Raw genomic sequence first — 17,171 nt, forward strand, 5'->3', positions numbered from 1 at the left:
CAAGCGCTACGCGCGATTCTTGCAGTCACGTTCAGCCGCAGCAATGAGTTCATCGATATCCACCTTCACGGTAGGTTCTCCTAACCGCTGACGCACAAGTTCGGCCAGTTGAAGGTCGTCAATCAGGTCCATCATCGCCTCATAGCGTTCTGGTGGTACCGCATAGAACGCCGGCTCGTTCCGATTGAGGATCACCACCGTCTCTCCATGTGCTTTGCGCATGGTACCCATTGGGTCTTTCTTCAGGTCTGTGATGGAAGCTGCCAGATCGGCGAGGATAGGGTAGGTCATTATCGGTTCAACCATTTCTAGTGAGCGTCGGCGACCTTACCTTAGTGTCTTTAATGGTGTTTTTAAAGGTCCTGTAGGGCATTTCTGGAAGAGTTTCAGTGAAGGCTGACAGGTGTTTGCCGGTGGTATTGCAGCGTCTATGAGATCGAGCGCCGCCCGCGCGGCGCATCGCGACGCAAGGCCGCTCCTACATCTGTTTCGGGCCAGTCTCTCCTGTGCCATTACCTGGTCCGCCTTGTTTGTACAGCGCGATTCCAGCGTGTGCGTTGCTGCCGCTGCACATGACTCAAGACATGCACCTAGGCGTGCAGCGGTACTTTCACAGGAATAACTGGCCCGAAACAGATGTAGGAGCGGCCTTGCGTCGCGATGCGCCGCGCGGGCGGCGCTCGATTTCATAGGCGCTGCAAGGCTTTCGTCGGACAGCCAGTATGCCAGCCAAGAAAAAACCCGCCTTCAAGGCGGGTTTTTCCATTCAGGTCTGAAGCCCTTACTGCACCTGGCTCACCGAACGCGGCGCCACCGGCTGGTTGTCGTTGGAGATGGTCACCTCCACCCGACGGTTCTGCGCACGCCCCGAGTTGCTGGTGTTGTCAGCCACCGGGTACTCCTTGCCGTAACCCTGGGCGACGATGCGCGCAGGGTCCACGCCGGCACGTACCAGCGCCATGCGCACGGCACCGGCGCGGCGCTCGGACAGGGTCTGGTTGTAGTTGGCCGAACCGACGCTGTCGGTGTAGCCCTCGACGATCACCTTGCGCTCAGGGTTTTCCTGAAGGAACTGCGCCAGCTTGGTGACGTTGGGGTAGGCGCTGCTTTTAAGCTCGGCCTTGTTGAAGTCGAACAGCACATCGCCAAAGGTCACCAGGGTGCCGCGGTCGGTCTGCTTGGCGTTGAGGCTGTCCTGCAGCTTCTTGATCTGCGCGTCGCGGGCGTCCAGCTTGGCCTGGGCGCGTTGCGCGGCAGAGTTTTTCAGCTCCGCTTCGGCGGTACGCAGGGCGATGGTCTGCTTGGCCACTTCCACACGCTGGTTGGTGAGGTAGGCCAACTGGTCGACCTTCTTGTCGTCCTCACGCTCCATGTAGGCCTTGTCGGCCTTGTTCAGCCAGTCCTGGGCGTCCTTGGTCTCAAGGGCGGCCACCTTGCTCGACTGCGGGTCGCTCTGCAGCGCCGAGAAGTTGGTGCGGGCCGATTCCAGGTTGGCGTTCGGGTCGTGGGAGCAGGCCGCCAGGCCGACGCTCAGGGCCAGAAGGGCGGGGATCATGACGTAATTGCGCATAGTGTTCATCCTTTGATTGCTATCGACGAAGGCTCAAGGGGCATGGGCAGGCTCACTCGGCGCTGCGCAGGCCTTCCTCACGGACGTCCTGGACGCCTTCGCGGCTGTCCTGGAGGGCTTTCTGGGCCTTGGCCGCCTGGGCCTTGCGTTCGGCCACGCGGGCGTCCCATTCGGCCTGTTCGGCGAGCATCCGGGCCTCGTCATACTTCTTGTCGTGCATGGCGATTTCAGCCTGCTTGAACTTGTCCTGGGCCGCTTTCATTTCCACTGCGGCAAACTCGGTGCCGCCAGCGCTGACCGCCGAGTTGACCGCCGACTGGGTCACGGCGTACTGCTCGGTGGGCGGCTTGCCGGCGCAACCGGCCAGCAGCAGGCTGCTGCCCAGAGCCAGTGCGGCCAGCTTGAGCCCGCGCAGGTGGGGGGAGGCGGGTTTAACGATGCGGGTCTTCATGGTGGTCAACTCCATTGGTCACTCCTGTTAACGACGATGTCCGCAACTGGTCCATCGCTGTTTCCCTGGGCGTAAGGGCGCTGTAACGCCCTTGTTTGCGGGGTTTTGCCGTGATGGCTATTGGCTGTGACCGAGGCGTTTTTCCGATAGTTCAGAAAAATTCGCACGCTAAACACTTTTTTTGCTGACCAATCGGTCAGTGTCAAAAACAGGGAACTTTGCGCGCGCAGGGAGGTATTGCGGGCCTTGTGCGACAAGGCCCGCAGGCAGGCGGCGGGTCAGTGGCGCTCGTCGTCGCGGGCGCTGCTGGAGGCGTGCAGGTGCTGGCGCGAGAGCGCCAGAAAGCGCGGGGTAGGGCCGATATCCTCGTACAGCGGGTCGCCCTCTTCGTCGGTGGCGATCACCTGCTGGCCCTTGATGTAGGGGAAGCTGGCCTCCAGTTCCTCGAGCGCGGCGGCCACCAGCTCACCCAGCAGTTCCTCGGCGCTGCGCTTGGGGTACATGTCCACCAGCGCCGCCAGGCGCGCTTCGGCTTCCATGTCCAGGTGCAGTTGGTGGCCGGTGGGGCTCAGGCGGCCGGCGGCATTCTGTTCCCAGTGTTGGGCGAGTTCGCGGATTTTCATGATGACCTCTGTCAAAGCCTTGGAAGGGGCATTGCTTCGGATGACCTGTATTGACTTTAGTTGCTTTGGCCGCGCCCGGCTTGCCAGGCGCAGGCGTGAGTGGGCACTCTTGGGGCCTGCTGTTTCCTGGACTGGAGAGGCCCGATGAGCGATATCGATTTGCGCTTGCGTGAGGATGTGCACCTTTTGGGGGAGTTGCTGGGCGAGACCATCCGCCAGCAGCATGGCGATGCGTTCCTCGACAAGATCGAGGCGATCCGCCACAGCGCCAAGGCCGACCGCCTTGGCGAGGGCGAGCAACTGAGCTCGACCCTGGACGACCTGGCCGAAGAGGACCTGCTGCCGGTGGCACGGGCCTTCAACCAGTTCCTCAACCTGGCCAACATCGCCGAGCAGTACCAGTTGATCCGCCGCCGCGATGCCGGCCAGCCCGAGCCGTTCGAAGACCGCGCGCTGCCTGAGCTGCTGGCGCGGCTCAAGGCGGCCGGCCACGGCAACGACACCCTGGCCCGCCAGTTGGCGCGGTTGGACATCCAGTTGGTGCTCACTGCCCACCCCACCGAAGTGGCGCGCCGCACGCTGATCCAGAAGTACGACGCCATCGCCGCGCAACTGGCCGCGCAGGACCACCGCGACCTGCTGCCTGCCGAACGCCAGCAGGTGCGCGAGCGCCTGCGCCGGCTGATCGCCGAGGCCTGGCACACCGAAGAGATCCGCCGTACCCGGCCTACCCCGGTGGACGAAGCCAAATGGGGCTTCGCGGTGATCGAGCATTCACTGTGGCAGGCCATTCCCAGCCATCTGCGCAAGGTCGACGCGGCGCTGTTCGATGCCACCGGCCTGCGGTTGCCGCTGGAAGCCGCGCCGGTGCGCTTCGCTTCGTGGATGGGCGGCGACCGTGACGGCAATCCCAATGTCACCGCCGCGGTAACCCGCGAGGTGCTACTGCTGGCGCGCTGGATGGCGGCCGACCTGTTCCTGCGTGATATCGACTACCTGGCCGCAGAGCTGTCGATGCAAGCCGCCAGCGCTGCGCTGCGCGAGCAGGTGGGTGACGACAGCGCCGAGCCGTATCGCGCGCTGCTAAAACAACTGCGCGACCGCCTGCGCGCCACCCGCGCCTGGGCCCATGCCTCGCTGGCAGCGCCGCAACCGGCCAGCGCCGCAGTGCTGGTGGACAACCGTGAACTGATCGCGCCCCTGGAGCTGTGCTACCAGTCGTTGCATGAATGCGGCATGGGCGTGATCGCCGACGGTCCGTTGCTCGACTGCCTGCGCCGCGCGGTAACCTTTGGCCTGTTCCTGGTGCGCCTGGACGTGCGCCAGGATTCTGCCCGCCACCGCGACGCACTGTCGGAGATCACCGATTACCTGGGCCTGGGGCGCTACGCCGACTGGGATGAAGAGCGCCGCATCACCTTCCTGCAGGCCGAGCTGAAAAACCGCCGGCCGTTGCTGCCCGGGCATTTCAAGCCCCAGGCCGACACCGCCGAGGTGCTCGCCACCTGCCGCGAAATTGCTGCCGCCCCGGCGGCTTCGCTGGGCTCTTATGTGATTTCCATGGCTGGCGCCGCCTCGGACGTGCTGGCAGTGCAACTGCTGCTAAAAGAGGCCGGGCTGACCAGGCCGATGCGCGTGGTGCCGCTGTTCGAAACCCTCGCCGACCTGGACAACGCAGGGCCGGTGATGGAGCGCCTGCTCGGTTTGCCGGGCTATCGCGCCGGCCTGCATGGTCCGCAGGAGGTGATGATCGGCTATTCCGACTCGGCCAAGGACGCCGGCACCACTGCCGCCGCCTGGGCCCAGTACCGCGCCCAGGAATACCTGGTCCGCATCTGCCGCGAACACCAGGTCGAGCTGCTGCTGTTCCATGGCCGCGGCGGCACCGTTGGCCGTGGCGGCGGCCCGGCCCACGCGGCGATTTTGTCGCAGCCGCCGGGCTCGGTGGCCGGGCGTTTCCGCACCACCGAACAGGGCGAGATGATCCGCTTCAAGTTCGGCCTGCCGGGCATCGCCGAGCAAAACCTCAACCTGTACCTGGCCGCCGTGCTGGAGGCCACCTTGCTACCGCCACCGCCGCCGGAGCCTGCCTGGCGCGAAGTGATGGACCAGCTGGCCGCCGACGGGGTCAAGGCCTACCGCGACGTGGTGCGCGAAAACCCGGATTTCGTCGAGTACTTCCGCCAGTCCACCCCCGAGCAGGAGCTCGGCCGCCTGCCCCTGGGCAGCCGCCCGGCCAAGCGCCGCGCTGGCGGTATCGAAAGCCTGCGGGCGATCCCGTGGATCTTCGGCTGGACCCAGACGCGCCTGATGCTGCCGGCCTGGCTGGGCTGGGAGACGGCGCTGAACAATGCGCTGGCGCGCGGGCAGGGTAAGTTGCTGGCGCAAATGCGCGAGCAGTGGCCGTTTTTCCGTACCCGCATCGACATGCTCGAGATGGTGCTGGCCAAGGCCGATGCGCAAATCGCCGAGGCCTACGACCAACGTCTAGTGCAACCGCCACTGCTGCCATTGGGGGCGCAGCTGCGCGACCTATTGTCGCAGTCGTGCCAGGTGGTGCTGGGCCTGACCGGGCAGCCGGTGCTACTGGCGCACAGCCCCGAGACCCTGGAATTCATCCGCCTGCGCAACACCTACCTGGACCCGCTGCATCGCCTGCAGGCCGAGTTGCTGGCCCGTTCACGCAGCCGCGAAGCCGCTCTGGACAGCCCATTGGAGCAGGCCTTGCTGGTGACCGTGGCAGGCATCGCGGCGGGCCTGCGTAACACCGGCTAAAGGCTTGGCCGCCTGTACCTGGCCGGTGCGCCCATGGCGCCCGGGCGGGGGCAGGGCGCCCGGTTGCGACGGGCGCAACCGCCACCCGGGCAGGCTGCGCCGGACCCTTTGTTGCCACTTTGGGACGCTTGTCGGGGGGGCGGGCGCTGTGTATCTTGAGCAGCCTTCTGACCGATTTGACGGTCTCGTCCGATTTTCCGGAGTTGGCCTTGTGCGCCGAATCCGTTGATTTGCATAAAAAAATATGAGGAGCACAAGATGCGCGTAATTCTGCTGGGAGCTCCCGGGGCCGGTAAAGGTACTCAGGCTAAGTTCATCACCGAGAAGTTCGGTATTCCACAGATCTCCACCGGTGACATGCTGCGTGCCGCCGTCAAGGCCGGCACCCCGCTGGGCCTGGAACTGAAAAAAGTCATGGACGCCGGCCAGCTGGTCTCCGACGACCTGATCATCAGCCTGGTGAAGGAGCGCATCGCCCAGCCAGACTGCGCCAACGGCTGCCTGTTCGACGGCTTCCCGCGCACCATCCCGCAAGCTGAAGCCATGGTCGCCGCCGGTGTGGACATCGACGCCGTGGTTGAAATCGCCGTGGACGACGAAGAGATCGTCGGCCGCATGGCTGGCCGCCGCGTGCACCTGGCTTCGGGTCGCACCTACCACATCCAGTACAACCCGCCGAAGGTTGCAGGCAAGGATGATGTCACCGGTGAAGAGCTGATCCAGCGCGACGACGACAAGGAAGAGACCGTGCGCCACCGCCTGTCGGTCTACCACAGCCAGACCAAGCCGCTGGTGGACTTCTACCAGAAGCTGTCGGCCGCCAACGCCGGCAAGCCGAAGTACAGCCACATCGAAGGTGTCGGTTCGGTCGAGTCGATCACCGCCAAGGTGCTGGCAGCCCTGAGCTGATCCACGCCCCTTGCAGCACAACGGCCCGCTTGCGGGCCGTTGTTGTTTCTGGCTGAGCGTATTGGCAAAGACCTGTCTGGGAGCAACGATGCTCAATTTCTGAAAGCTGGCGCGATCCCTGTAGGAGCGGCCTTGCCGGGGCGCCGTCCGGTCGAGATGGGCTGCACAGCAGCCCCGGCGATTTTGCATGAGGTCGAGATATTGGGGCTGCTACGCAGCCCATCTCGACCGGACGGCGCCCCGGCAAGGCCGCTCCTACAGGACTGTGCAAAACGCGGCTCCAGCGCCGTACCTGTGGGAGCGGGCTTGCCCGCGAAGCAGACAACACGGTGGGTGGCACCGGCTTTGCCGGTGTTCGCGGGCAAGCCCGCTCCCACAGGAATCGCGCCAACTTTTAAAAATTGGCCAAGACAGTTGCTCCTACAGAGGTACAGTGCCGGTTTTCGGAGGGTAGGCAAGTCAGCCTCCCATAATGGGCGCTCCCCACTCAGGGCCCGCTGCTCTATACTGCCTCGCTCTTTTACCCTGCCCCTGGATACCCGTTCGATGACCACCCTGCTGGCCCTGGATACCGCCACCGAAGCCTGTTCCGTCGCCCTGCTGCATGACGGCAAGGTGACCAGCCACTACGAGGTGATCCCGCGCATGCACGCGCAGAAGCTGCTGCCGATGATCAAGCAGTTGCTGGCCGACTCCGGCGTGGCCCTGAGCGCGCTGGATGCCATCGCCTTCGGCCGTGGCCCGGGCGCCTTCACCGGCGTGCGCATTGCCATCGGCGTGGTCCAGGGCCTGGCCTTCGCTCTCGAGCGCCCGGTACTGCCCACCTCCAACCTGGCTGCCCTGGCCCAGGGTGCCCTGCGCCGCCACGGCGTACAGCAGGTGGCTGCGGCCATCGACGCGCGCATGGACGAGGTGTACTGGGGCTGCTATCGCGCCGAGCAGGGCGAGATGCGCCTGGTCGGCCAGGAAACAGTGATAGCACCGGAGCGTGTGGCCCTGCCGGAGGGCCTGGGCGGCGACTGGTACGGTGCCGGCACCGGCTGGGGCCTGGCTGACCGCCTGGCGGTGAAACTGGCCAGCAGCGACCCGAGCGCCTTGCCCGATGCCCAGGACATCCTCAGCCTGGCCCGCTTTGCCTGGGCCCGTGGCGAGGCAGTCGTCGCCGAACAAGCGCAACCGGTTTACCTGCGCGATAATGTGGCTACCCCCAAGGCGCGCTGAAGGCAGCAGTTCGTCGGCTATTGCCGTTCGAGATAAACCTTTTGTGTGAACTGTGGTCCAGTTATCGTTCGGGCATTAGCGATGGAACTCTGATGCTGCTAAATTGCCATCATTGATCCTGAGTGCCCCTGCCATGCGTATCGACGGCTTCTCCTCATCCAGCTACCCCATCAAGCGCACGCCACGCAAGGCGAACGTGCGGGACGAAGCTGTGGAGGAGGAAACCGAAGTCGTCGACGACGCCGACGCGCAGTTCAACCGCACCAACCGCCGCAAAAGCGACCTGCCGGCGCGTCAGCAAGACATGATCTTCCCCCGCAGCCGTGACCGGCGTACCTCCACCGCCCTGGCCAGCTACCTGACCACCGCAGGCTTTACCGATTGGGACATGGAAGTGCTGGGGCTGGACCTGTACATTTGACGGATGACTCCGTCCCCCCTGCCTTATTTTCTCGGTTGCCCGTCCTGGAGCGAAAACGCCTGGCGCGAGTACCTTTACCCCGCCGACGCCCGCACGGGTGACATGCTTGGGCTGTACAGCCAGGTGTTCAACGCCGTCGAGGGCAATACCACGTTCTACGCCCGCCCCGCGCCCGCCACGGTAGAGCGCTGGGCGCGCATCATGCCGGCGGGCTTTCGCTTTACTGCCAAGTTCCCCGGTGACGTCAGCCACGTCGACGACCTGCGCGCGCAGCTGGACTCGGCCCTGGACTTCACCCGGCTGATGGCACCGCTTGGCGAGCGTGTGGCGCCGTACTGGCTGCAACTGCCGGCGCAGTTCGGGCCGTCGCGGCTGGGGGAGCTTGCCTACTTTATCGATGAGATCGGCGTGCCGGTGGCGGTGGAGGTACGCAACGAGGCCTTCTTCGCCAAGGGCGAGGAGGAGCGCCAGCTCAACCGCCTGCTGCACGAGCGCGGGGTCGAGCGCATCTGTCTGGACCCGCGGGCCTTGTTCAGTTGCACCTCGCGCGAGCCCGGCGTACTCCACGCCCAGGCAAAGAAACCCAAGGTACCGCCGCGCCCGTGCGCCTTCAGCCAGCACCCGCAGGTGCGGTTCATCGGCCACCCCGAGCTTGAGGCCAACGAGAGCTTCCTCACCCCGTGGGTGGAGAAGGTCGGGGCCTGGATCGAGGAAGGCCGCAGTCCCTACGTATTCCTGCACACCAGCGATAACCGCCTGGCCGCAGCCCTGGCCCGGCGTTTTCACCAGCGCCTGATGGCGCGCCTGCCCGGGCTGGCGCCGCTGGTGGAATTGCCACGGGCGCCCGAGGTCGAACAACTGGGCCTACTCTGACCACTCACACCCCTGCCGGAGGTTGAACAATGGATGTGCAAACCCTGCGAGCCGAAGCCTTCAAGGCATTGCATGAGCGCGATGGCGCGTTCGTCATCCCCAACCCCTGGGATGCAGGTTCTGCCAAGTTGCTGGCCGGGCTTGGCTTCGAAGCCCTGGCCACCACCAGCGCGGGGCTGGCGTTCAGCCTCGGGCGGCCGGATGCCGAAGGCGCGCTGAGCCTGGACGAAACGCTGGATAACGCCGGCATCATCGTCGATGCCACGCCGCTGCCGGTGGCGGCCGACCTTGAAAACGGCTTTGGTGACCTGCCTGACGATTGCGCCCAGACCATCCTGCGCGCCGCCGAGGCGGGGTTGGTGGGCGGGTCTATCGAGGATGCCAGCGGGCGCAGCGACGCGCCGATCTACGATTTCGAGCTGTCGGTGGCGCGGGTGCGCGCGGCGGTGCAGGCGGCGCGCAGCCTGCCATTCCCCTTCACTCTGTGCGCCCGCGCAGAAAACCTGCTGCACGGTCGGCTGGACCTGGACGACACCATCCTGCGCCTGCAGGCCTATGCCGAAGCGGGCGCCGATGTGCTTTACGCCCCAGGGCTGCGCAGCGTCGACGAGATTCGCGCGGTGGTGCAGGCGGTAGCGCCCAAGCCGGTCAACGTGCTGATGGGCCTGGCCGGCGTGCCGTTGAGCGTGAACCAGCTGCAGGACCTGGGCGTGAAGCGCATCAGCGTAGGGTCGTCCCTGGCCCGCGCCGCGCTGGGCGCCTTCGAGCGTGCGGCGCTGGAGATCCGCGACCAGGGCACGTTCGGCTACGGTGAGCAGGCCCTGCCGTTTGCCCGTCTCAATGACCTGTTCCGCCGCTGAGGCTACATGCGCATAGCGTTGCCGCTGCTGGCCGGCCTGCTGGCGATGGCGGGCCTGGCCTGGCAACAGGGCTGGCGCCTGCCGGATGCCTGGAACCCCTGGGCGGTGTTGGATGTGCACCAGCCGCCGAACCTGCTCACCCCCTGGAAGCTGTCGCGCCTGCGCGACGACCCAGAGCTGTGCCGGCAAGCCTTGCAAACCTCGGCCCTGCGCGTGCGCCCGCAAGCCGACAGCCCGGCCAGTGCGGATTGCCCGCTGCACAACGTATGGCGCATCGAGGGCGGCCAGGCGCGGCTGAGCAGCAGTTTCCTTGCCAGTTGCCCGTTGGCGGTGGCCTATGCGCTGTTCGAGGTGCACGGCCTGCAGCCGGCGGCGCAACGGGTGTTCGGCCAGCCGGTGGTGCAGGTCGATCACCTCGGCAGTTTTGCCTGCCGCAATGTCTACCACCGCAAGCAGGGGCGCCTGAGCCAGCACGCCACGGCCAATGCCCTGGATATCAGCGGTTTTCGCCTGAAAGATGGCCAGCGCATCGTGCTGGCGCGGGACTGGCAAGGGGAGGGCGGCAAGGCGCGTTTTTTACGAGAGGTGCGTGACAGCGCCTGCGACAGTTTCAGCACGGTGTTGGGGCCGGACTACAACACGGCCCATCACAACCATTTTCACTTCGATATGGGGTTCTGGCAGGTCTGCCGCTGAACTTAGGCGTGCACGCGCACGTTGTTCAGCACCACCGGGCGTGCCCACTGGGTGTCGAATTCCAGGTCGTTCTGCTGCTTGGCCAGAGTGGCCTCATCGAACGGCTCGGGGGCCGGGTCGAGCAGGTTGCGCTCAAGCTCGGCGATTGGCAGGAACAGCGGGCGGGTTGCCGGCGCCGGGCCGGGCTCATCAGCGGGGTGGCCCTGGCTCATCACCACCGGGCGCAGCCAGCTGTTGCTGATGTCGAGCTGGCGCTGCTGTTCGATCAGTTCGAGGGCGCTGAACGGCTCGGGGGCGGGGGGCAGCAGCTTGGCTTCAAGCTCGGCCTTGGGCAGGAACAGTGGCTCGGGCGGGGCGACGATGGTGTCCTGCACCGGCAGGGCGCGCTGGGTCTCGATCAGGGCCAGGGCCTTGGCGCCGCCGATGGGCTCGCCGCTTTCCTGGTCGTACTGCACCAGTGCCTGGCTGACGCTGTCGACCTCGGGTTCCTGCTGCTCGGCCATGGCGCGGGCGAAGAAATCCTGCCACAGGTGGCTGACGCCACCCAGTGCCTGGGTATTCTGCCGACCGTAGTTGCCGACAGGCGACAGGTAGGTCAAGCCAAGGGGAAGAGTGTCTGACATGGCAGTCGCGCGCGTTGTGCTCTGGCAGAATAGCGGGATATTCGCTGTATCGGCCGTGGCCGGGCTTTCATTAATTTTTTCGAGTGCGGTTACCGATGGCAGAACAAGGGCAGGGCGCAGGTATCAGGGTCGAGGCGCTGGGCGCGGAATTCGAGCAGCAGGCACAGGCCTGGGCCGAGCGCCTGGGCTTGCCGCTGGTTGACGAAATGGCCGAATTTGCCGTGCAGTTCGGCACCGATGGCTTGCAGATCCAGCAACTCGGCCCGCAGGCGCCGGGGCCGGTGCGGGTCGACTTCGTTGAAGGCCAGGCGGCGCACCGGCGCCAGTTTGGTGGTGGCAACGGGCAAATGATCGCCAAGGCGGTGGGCATCGCCCAGGGCGTGCGGCCGCAGGTGCTGGATGCCACGGCGGGGCTGGGCAAGGATGCGTTCGTACTGGCCAGCCTGGGCTGCCAGATGACCCTGATCGAGCGCCAGCCGCTGGTTGCTGCGCTGCTGGAAGACGGCCTGGCGCGGGCCCGGGGGGATGAAGAAGTGGGGCCGATTGTCGGGCGCATGCGCCTGTTGACCGGTAACGCCATCGAGCGCATGCGTGCCTGGGAGGGCGAGGCGCCGCAGGTGATCTACCTCGACCCGATGTTCCCGCACCGCGACAAGAGCGCATTGGTGAAAAAGGAAATGCGCGTGTTCCGCCCGCTGGTGGGGGACGACCTGGATGCCCCGGCGCTGCTCGAGGCCGCGCTGGCCCTGGCCAGCCATCGGGTGGTGGTCAAACGCCCGCGCAAGGCGCCGATCATCGACGGGCCCAAGCCGAGCCACAGCCTGGAAGGCAAGTCGAGCCGCTATGACATCTACCCGAAGAAGGCGTTGAAAGCCTGACTGCAAGTGGTCAGCGACGCGGTGCCTGGCACCGGCTGTGCCGGTGTTCGCGGCTAAAGCCGCTCCCACAGGTACAGCGCTGGGCTCAGGTTGCGCACAACCCTGTGGGAGCGGGTTCACCCGCGAAGCAGGCGACGCAGTGGCTGGCACCGGTGATCGCCGGCAAGCCGGCTCCTACAGGTGCAGCGTTTGCCTGGGGTTTTGCCTAAGCCCCGCGATGCTTTACGGCTGAAACGCCCGCATGAACACACCCACCACTTCCTGCACATGCGCCTCGGCCTCATCACCCTGCAGTGGCCCGGCGAAGCCCAGCAGCAAGCGATAGTCCGGCGCGCCCTTGACCAGGCAGAAGAAGTGCTCGGCGGCATGCAGCGGATTTGCAATCCGCAGCATGCCCTGCCTGTCAATCTGGCGCAGCAGCGCCTCCATCCCCGCCAGCACCCGCTTGGGCCCGGCTTCGTAGAAGTACTGGCCAAAACTCGGGTCCTGGCTGCCCAGGGCCATGATCAGGCGGCTGAGCTTGACCGCCTCGTCACTGCTGATCAGCGCCTGGAACCCCCGGGCGATGTTCAGCAGCACCTCGTGCACCGGCACCCCTTCGGGGTATTCGAAGATCAGGTCCGGCAACTGCATCTGGCAGGTGGCCATGACCGCGGCGCCGAACAGCGTCTGCTTGTCGGTGAAGTGGCTGTACACGGTGAGCTTGGAAACACCTGCCGCCGCAGCGACTGCATCCATGCTGGTGCTGGCATAGCCAAGGCTGAGGAACAGCGATTTGGCGGCCTCGAGGATGGCCTCGCGCTTGGCCAGGTCCTTGGGCCGGCCCGGGCCGATGGGTGCGTCGTTGGACATGGGGAACCGTTGTGCCTGTAAAAAGGGGGGCAGTTTACCGGGTTGCGGCGCAGCTGGGGGCTGGCATACGTCGCAATGCAATCAGCAATTTTTCTCCAGCGAAGCGCTTCCCGGCATCGTTCGGCTGACTTAGTATACTCGCCAGTATAAATATTCGCCGCGTCCTCTGCCGAAGGTCCTCCATCATGTTGCGTCGTGCGCTGTCGTTCACCTTGCCCGCTGCCCTCGTGCTGCTAACCGCCTGCGGCCAGGAAGCCGCGCCACCTGCCGCGCCGCGCCCGGCGCTGGTGGTTCAGCCCCAGCCGGCGGGTGCCTCGGCCGACAGCTACCCCGGCGAAGTGCGGGCGCGTTTCGAGCCGGAGCTTGCGTTTCGCATCAGCGGCAAGGTGAGCAAACGCCTGGTGGAGGAGGGGCAACGGGTCAAGGCCGAGCAGCCGCTGGCCGAGCTCGACCCGCAGGATGTGCGCCTGCAGCTTGAGGCCAACCGCGCCCAGCTGGCCGCCGCCGAGGCCAACCTTGCGCTGGTGCGCGCCGAGCGCGACCGCTACCAGAAGCTGCTGGACCGGCAGATGGTCAGCCATTCGCAGTTCGACAACGCCGAGAACCTGTTCCGCGCAGGCCAGGCCCGCCTCAAGCAGGCCAAGGCCGAGTTCGAGGTGGCCGGCAACCAGGCCGATTACGCCGTGCTGCGCGCCCCCCAGGCCGGGGTGATCGCCAAGCGCCAGGTGGAAACCGGCCAGGTGGTGGCGGCCGGGCAGACCGTGTTCACCCTGGCCGCCGACGGCGAGCGCGAGGTGGCCATCGGCCTGCCAGAGCAGCAGTTTGCCCGCTTTGCCGTGGGCCAGGCGGTCAGCGTGGAGCTGTGGTCGCACCCCAACGAGCGCTTCGAGGCGCGCATCCGCGAGCTGTCGCCAGCCGCCGACCCACGTTCGCGCACCTTCGCCGCGCGCATTGCCTTCACCGGTAAGGTGCCGGCCGAACTGGGCCAGAGCGCGCGCGTGTTCATTGCCCATGCCGAGCATGCGCCGCTGGCGGTGCCGCTGTCGGCGGTCAGCGCCGAGGGTGGGCAAGCCTATGTGTGGCGGGTGGGCAAGGACAACCGCCTGGAGCGAGCCGCCGTGCGCCTGGGCCCCTATGGCGCCGACAGTGTGCCGGTGCTCGAGGGCCTGAGCGCCAGCGACTGGGTGGTGGCCGCCGGTGGCCATGTGCTGCGTGAAGGCCAGCAGGTACGCCCGGTGGACCGCAGCAACCGTGACGTGGACCTGGCGACCAAGGAGTAAGTCAGCATGGGTTTCAACCTTTCCGCCTGGGCGCTGCGCAACCGCCAGATCGTGCTGTTTTTGATGATCCTGCTGGCCGCCATCGGCGCCATGTCCTACACCAAGCTGGGTCAGAGCGAAGACCCGCCGTTCACCTTCAAGGCCATGGTCATCCGTACACTGTGGCCGGGGGCGAGCGCCGAGGAGGTATCGCGCCAGGTCACCGAGCGCATCGAGAAGAAGCTGATGGAGACCGGCGAGTACGAGAAGATCGTCTCGTTCTCCCGGCCCGGCGAGTCCCAGGTCACCTTCATGGCCCGCGATTCGCTGCATTCCAAGGATATCCCCGAGCTGTGGTACCAGATCCGCAAGAAGGTCGCGGACATTCAGCACACCCTGCCGCCGGAGGTGCAGGGGCCGTTCTTCAACGACGAGTTCGGCACTACCTTCGGCAACATCTACGCGCTGACCGGCCCTGGCTTCGATTACGCGGTGCTCAAGGATTACGCCGACCGCATCCAGATCCAGCTGCAGCGGGTCAAGGACGTGGGCAAGGTCGAGCTGGTCGGTTTGCAGGATGAAAAAATCTGGATCGAGCTGTCCAACACCAAGCTGGCCACCCTCGGCGTGCCCATGGCTGCCGTGCAGCAGGCCCTGCGCGAGCAGAACGCGGTGAGCACCGCAGGCTTTTTCGAAACCCCCAGCGAACGCTTGCAGGTGCGGGTCAGCGGGCGTTTCGACTCGGTCGAGCAGATTCGCCAGTTCCCCATTCGTGTGGGTGACCGCACCTTGCGCATTGGCGATGTGGCCGAGGTGCAGCGCGGTTTCAACGACCCGCCTGCGCCGCGCATGCGCTTCATGGGCGAGGATGCCATCGGCCTTGCAGTGTCGATGAAAGACGGCGGCGACATTCTGGTGCTGGGCAAGGCCCTCGAAGGCGAGTTCGCCCGCCTGGCCCAAGGGCTGCCGGCTGGCATGGAGCTGCGCAAGGTGTCCGACCAGCCGGCGGCGGTGAAGGCCGGGGTTGGCGAGTTCGTCCAGGTGCTGGTGGAGGCCCTGGCCATCGTGCTGCTGGTGAGTTTCTTCTCGCTGGGCGTGCGCACCGGCCTGGTGGTGGCCCTGGCGATCCCGCTGGTGCTGGCCATGACCTTTGCCCTGATGCACTACTTCGGCATCGGCCTGCACAAGATCTCCCTTGGCGCCCTGGTGCTGGCGCTGGGGCTGCTGGTGGACGACGCGATCATCGCGGTGGAGATGATGGCGATCAAGATGGAGCAGGGCTACGACCGGCTCAAGGCCGCCAGCTACGCCTGGTCGAGCACCGCGTTCCCGATGCTCACCGGTACCTTGATCACCGCCGCGGGCTTTTTGCCCATCGCCACGGCGGCGTCGAGCACCGGCGAGTACACCCGCTCGATCTTCCAGGTGGTGACCATCGCCCTGCTGACCTCGTGGGTGGCGGCGGTGGTGTTCGTGCCGTATCTGGGCGAGCGCCTGCTGCCGGACCTGGCCAAGCTGCACGCGGCCCGCCACGGCAGCGACGGGCATGCCCCCGACCCTTACGCCACGCCGTTCTACCAGCGCGTGCGGCGGGTGGTGGCCTGGTGCGTAAGGCGGCGCAAAACGGTGATTCTGCTGACCATCGCGGCGTTCGTCGGCAGCATCCTGTTGTTCCGCTTCGTGCCCCAGCAGTTCTTCCCGGCCTCCGGGCGCCCGGAGCTGATGGTCGACCTCAAGCTCGCCGAAGGTGCCTCGCTGAACAACACCGCCGAGCGCGTGCGCCAGCTCGAAGCGCTACTCAAGCAGCAGGACGGCATCGATAACTACGTGGCCTATGTGGGCACCGGCTCGCCGCGCTTCTACCTGCCGCTGGACCAGCAACTGCCGGCGGCGAGCTTCGCCCAGTTCGTGGTGCTGGCCAAGTCGCTGGAGGAGCGCGAGCGCCTGCGCAGCTGGCTGATCACAACCCTGGACGAGCAGTTCCCCGACCTGCGGGCGCGGGTCACGCGCCTGGAGAACGGCCCGCCGGTGGGTTACCCGGTGCAGTTCCGGGTGACCGGCGAGCACATCGAGAAGGTCCGTGCCCTGGCCCGCGAGGTGGCGGCCAAGGTGCGCGAGAACCCCCATGTGGTCAATGTGCACCTGGATTGGGAAGAACCCAGCAAGGCGGTGTACCTGAATATCGACCAGGACCGCGCCCGGGCCCTGGGGGTGAGTACCGCGCACCTGTCGAGCTTCCTGCAGAGCTCGCTCACAGGCAGCAACGTCAGCCAGTACCGCGAGGACAACGAGCTGATCGAGATCCTGCTGCGCGGCACCGCCGAGGAACGCCGCGAGCTGGGCAACCTGGGCAGCCTGGCGATCCCTACCGACAACGGCCAGAGCGTGGCCCTGAGCCAGGTGGCTACCCTGGAATACGGCTTTGAAGAGGGCGTGATCTGGCACCGTAACCGCCTGCCGACGGTGACCGTGCGCGCCGATATCTACGGCAAGGAGCAGCCGGCCAGCCTGACCCAGCAGATTCTGCCGACCCTGCAGCAGATCAAGGCCGAGCTGCCCGATGGTTACCTGCTGGAGGTGGGCGGCACGGTGGAGGACTCCGAACGTGGCCAGCGTTCGGTGAACGCCGGCATGCCGCTGTTCATCGTGGTGGTGTTGAGCCTGTTGATGATCCAGCTGCGCAGTTTCTCGCGGATGTTCATGGTGTTTCTCACCGCGCCGCTGGGGCTGATCGGTGTGACCCTGTTCCTGCTGGTGTTCCGCCAGCCGTTCGGCTTTGTGGCGATGCTCGGCACCATTGCCCTGGCGGGCATGATCATGCGCAACTCGGTGATTCTGGTGGACCAGATCGAGCAGGACATCGCGGCGGGGCTGGGCCGTTGGGAGGCGATCATCGAGGCGACTGTACGGCGCTTCCGGCCGATCGTGCTGACCGCCCTGGCGGCGGTGCTGGCGATGATCCCGCTGTCGCGCAGCGTGTTCTACGGGCCGATGGCAGTGGCAATCATGGGTGGGCTGATCGTGGCCACGGTGCTGACCCTGTTGTTCCTGCCGGCGCTGTATGCGGCGTGGTTCAGGGTGAAGAAGGAGTGAGCTGTCTCTTGTAACGCATTACAACGCGTTGATTCATGTAGGAGCGGCCTTGTGTCGCGAAAGGGCC

The 17,171-nt window shown here is 65.9% G+C and carries 16 protein-coding genes; 10 read left to right on the forward strand and 6 right to left on the reverse strand.

Annotated elements, in window-relative coordinates:
• Positions 1-6: 6 nt before the first annotated feature.
• From ACI2KK_RS21335 to ACI2KK_RS21350, 4 genes are all read right to left on the reverse strand, one after another.
• Positions 7-291 carry a type II toxin-antitoxin system Phd/YefM family antitoxin gene (locus tag ACI2KK_RS21335; RefSeq protein WP_404670470.1) on the reverse strand — a complete coding sequence of 95 codons (285 nt, stop codon included), beginning with the start codon at positions 289-291 and terminating at the stop codon, positions 7-9.
• Between the two features lie 490 nt (positions 292-781).
• A complete protein-coding gene (locus ACI2KK_RS21340; RefSeq protein ID WP_217886231.1) occupies positions 782-1,570 on the reverse strand; it encodes an OmpA family protein in 789 nt (262 codons plus the stop codon).
• Between the two features lie 52 nt (positions 1,571-1,622).
• The gene (locus ACI2KK_RS21345; RefSeq protein ID WP_217886230.1) at positions 1,623-2,036 is read right to left on the reverse strand and encodes a DUF4398 domain-containing protein; all 414 of its coding nucleotides are present in this window, start codon (positions 2,034-2,036) and stop codon (positions 1,623-1,625) included.
• Between the two features lie 263 nt (positions 2,037-2,299).
• On the reverse strand, positions 2,300-2,644 hold the full coding sequence (locus ACI2KK_RS21350; RefSeq protein ID WP_217840002.1) for a pilin assembly protein: 345 nt from the start codon (positions 2,642-2,644) through the stop codon (positions 2,300-2,302).
• 144 nt (positions 2,645-2,788) lie between these two features.
• Here ACI2KK_RS21350 and ppc point away from each other — a divergent pair, with 144 nt between their 5' ends.
• From ppc to ACI2KK_RS21385, 7 genes are all read left to right on the forward strand, one after another.
• The gene (gene ppc, locus ACI2KK_RS21355) at positions 2,789-5,419 is read left to right on the forward strand and encodes a phosphoenolpyruvate carboxylase (RefSeq protein WP_404670471.1); all 2,631 of its coding nucleotides are present in this window, start codon (positions 2,789-2,791) and stop codon (positions 5,417-5,419) included.
• A gap of 258 nt (positions 5,420-5,677) precedes the next feature.
• Positions 5,678-6,328 carry an adenylate kinase gene (adk, locus tag ACI2KK_RS21360; RefSeq protein ID WP_369987837.1) on the forward strand — a complete coding sequence of 217 codons (651 nt, stop codon included), beginning with the start codon at positions 5,678-5,680 and terminating at the stop codon, positions 6,326-6,328.
• 546 nt (positions 6,329-6,874) lie between these two features.
• Positions 6,875-7,549, forward strand: coding sequence for a tRNA (adenosine(37)-N6)-threonylcarbamoyltransferase complex dimerization subunit type 1 TsaB (gene tsaB, locus ACI2KK_RS21365; protein WP_404670472.1), 675 nt, complete (start codon positions 6,875-6,877; stop codon positions 7,547-7,549).
• 133 nt (positions 7,550-7,682) lie between these two features.
• Positions 7,683-7,970, forward strand: a complete 288-nt coding sequence (locus tag ACI2KK_RS21370; RefSeq protein ID WP_404670473.1) for a hypothetical protein — start codon at positions 7,683-7,685, stop codon at positions 7,968-7,970.
• Between the two features lie 3 nt (positions 7,971-7,973).
• The gene (locus ACI2KK_RS21375; RefSeq protein ID WP_404670474.1) at positions 7,974-8,843 is read left to right on the forward strand and encodes a DUF72 domain-containing protein; all 870 of its coding nucleotides are present in this window, start codon (positions 7,974-7,976) and stop codon (positions 8,841-8,843) included.
• 29 nt (positions 8,844-8,872) lie between these two features.
• Positions 8,873-9,703, forward strand: a complete 831-nt coding sequence (locus ACI2KK_RS21380; protein ID WP_404670475.1) for an oxaloacetate decarboxylase — start codon at positions 8,873-8,875, stop codon at positions 9,701-9,703.
• Positions 9,704-9,709: 6 nt separating this feature from the next.
• Complete coding sequence (locus tag ACI2KK_RS21385) at positions 9,710-10,399, forward strand: extensin family protein (protein ID WP_404670476.1); 690 nt, start codon at positions 9,710-9,712, stop codon at positions 10,397-10,399.
• Between the two features lie 2 nt (positions 10,400-10,401).
• On the opposite strand, the gene ACI2KK_RS21390 is transcribed toward ACI2KK_RS21385, so the two are convergent.
• Positions 10,402-11,022 carry an energy transducer TonB gene (locus ACI2KK_RS21390; RefSeq protein WP_404670477.1) on the reverse strand — a complete coding sequence of 207 codons (621 nt, stop codon included), beginning with the start codon at positions 11,020-11,022 and terminating at the stop codon, positions 10,402-10,404.
• A 95-nt stretch (positions 11,023-11,117) separates the two neighbouring features.
• Between ACI2KK_RS21390 and ACI2KK_RS21395 the strand changes: the two genes are divergently transcribed.
• Complete coding sequence (locus ACI2KK_RS21395) at positions 11,118-11,900, forward strand: class I SAM-dependent methyltransferase (protein WP_404670478.1); 783 nt, start codon at positions 11,118-11,120, stop codon at positions 11,898-11,900.
• A gap of 222 nt (positions 11,901-12,122) precedes the next feature.
• On the opposite strand, the gene ACI2KK_RS21400 is transcribed toward ACI2KK_RS21395, so the two are convergent.
• Entirely contained in the window at positions 12,123-12,752 is a 630-nt protein-coding gene (locus ACI2KK_RS21400) for a TetR/AcrR family transcriptional regulator (protein ID WP_404670479.1), read from the reverse strand.
• Positions 12,753-12,937: 185 nt separating this feature from the next.
• Here ACI2KK_RS21400 and ACI2KK_RS21405 point away from each other — a divergent pair, with 185 nt between their 5' ends.
• On the forward strand, positions 12,938-14,032 hold the full coding sequence (locus ACI2KK_RS21405) for an efflux RND transporter periplasmic adaptor subunit (protein ID WP_404670480.1): 1,095 nt from the start codon (positions 12,938-12,940) through the stop codon (positions 14,030-14,032).
• A gap of 6 nt (positions 14,033-14,038) precedes the next feature.
• Entirely contained in the window at positions 14,039-17,104 is a 3,066-nt protein-coding gene (locus ACI2KK_RS21410; RefSeq protein ID WP_404670481.1) for an efflux RND transporter permease subunit, read from the forward strand.
• Positions 17,105-17,171: the final 67 nt, after the last annotated feature.

This window comes from Pseudomonas sp. NPDC089406 (assembly GCF_044900265.1).
Classification (GTDB): domain Bacteria; phylum Pseudomonadota; class Gammaproteobacteria; order Pseudomonadales; family Pseudomonadaceae; genus Aquipseudomonas; species Aquipseudomonas fakonensis.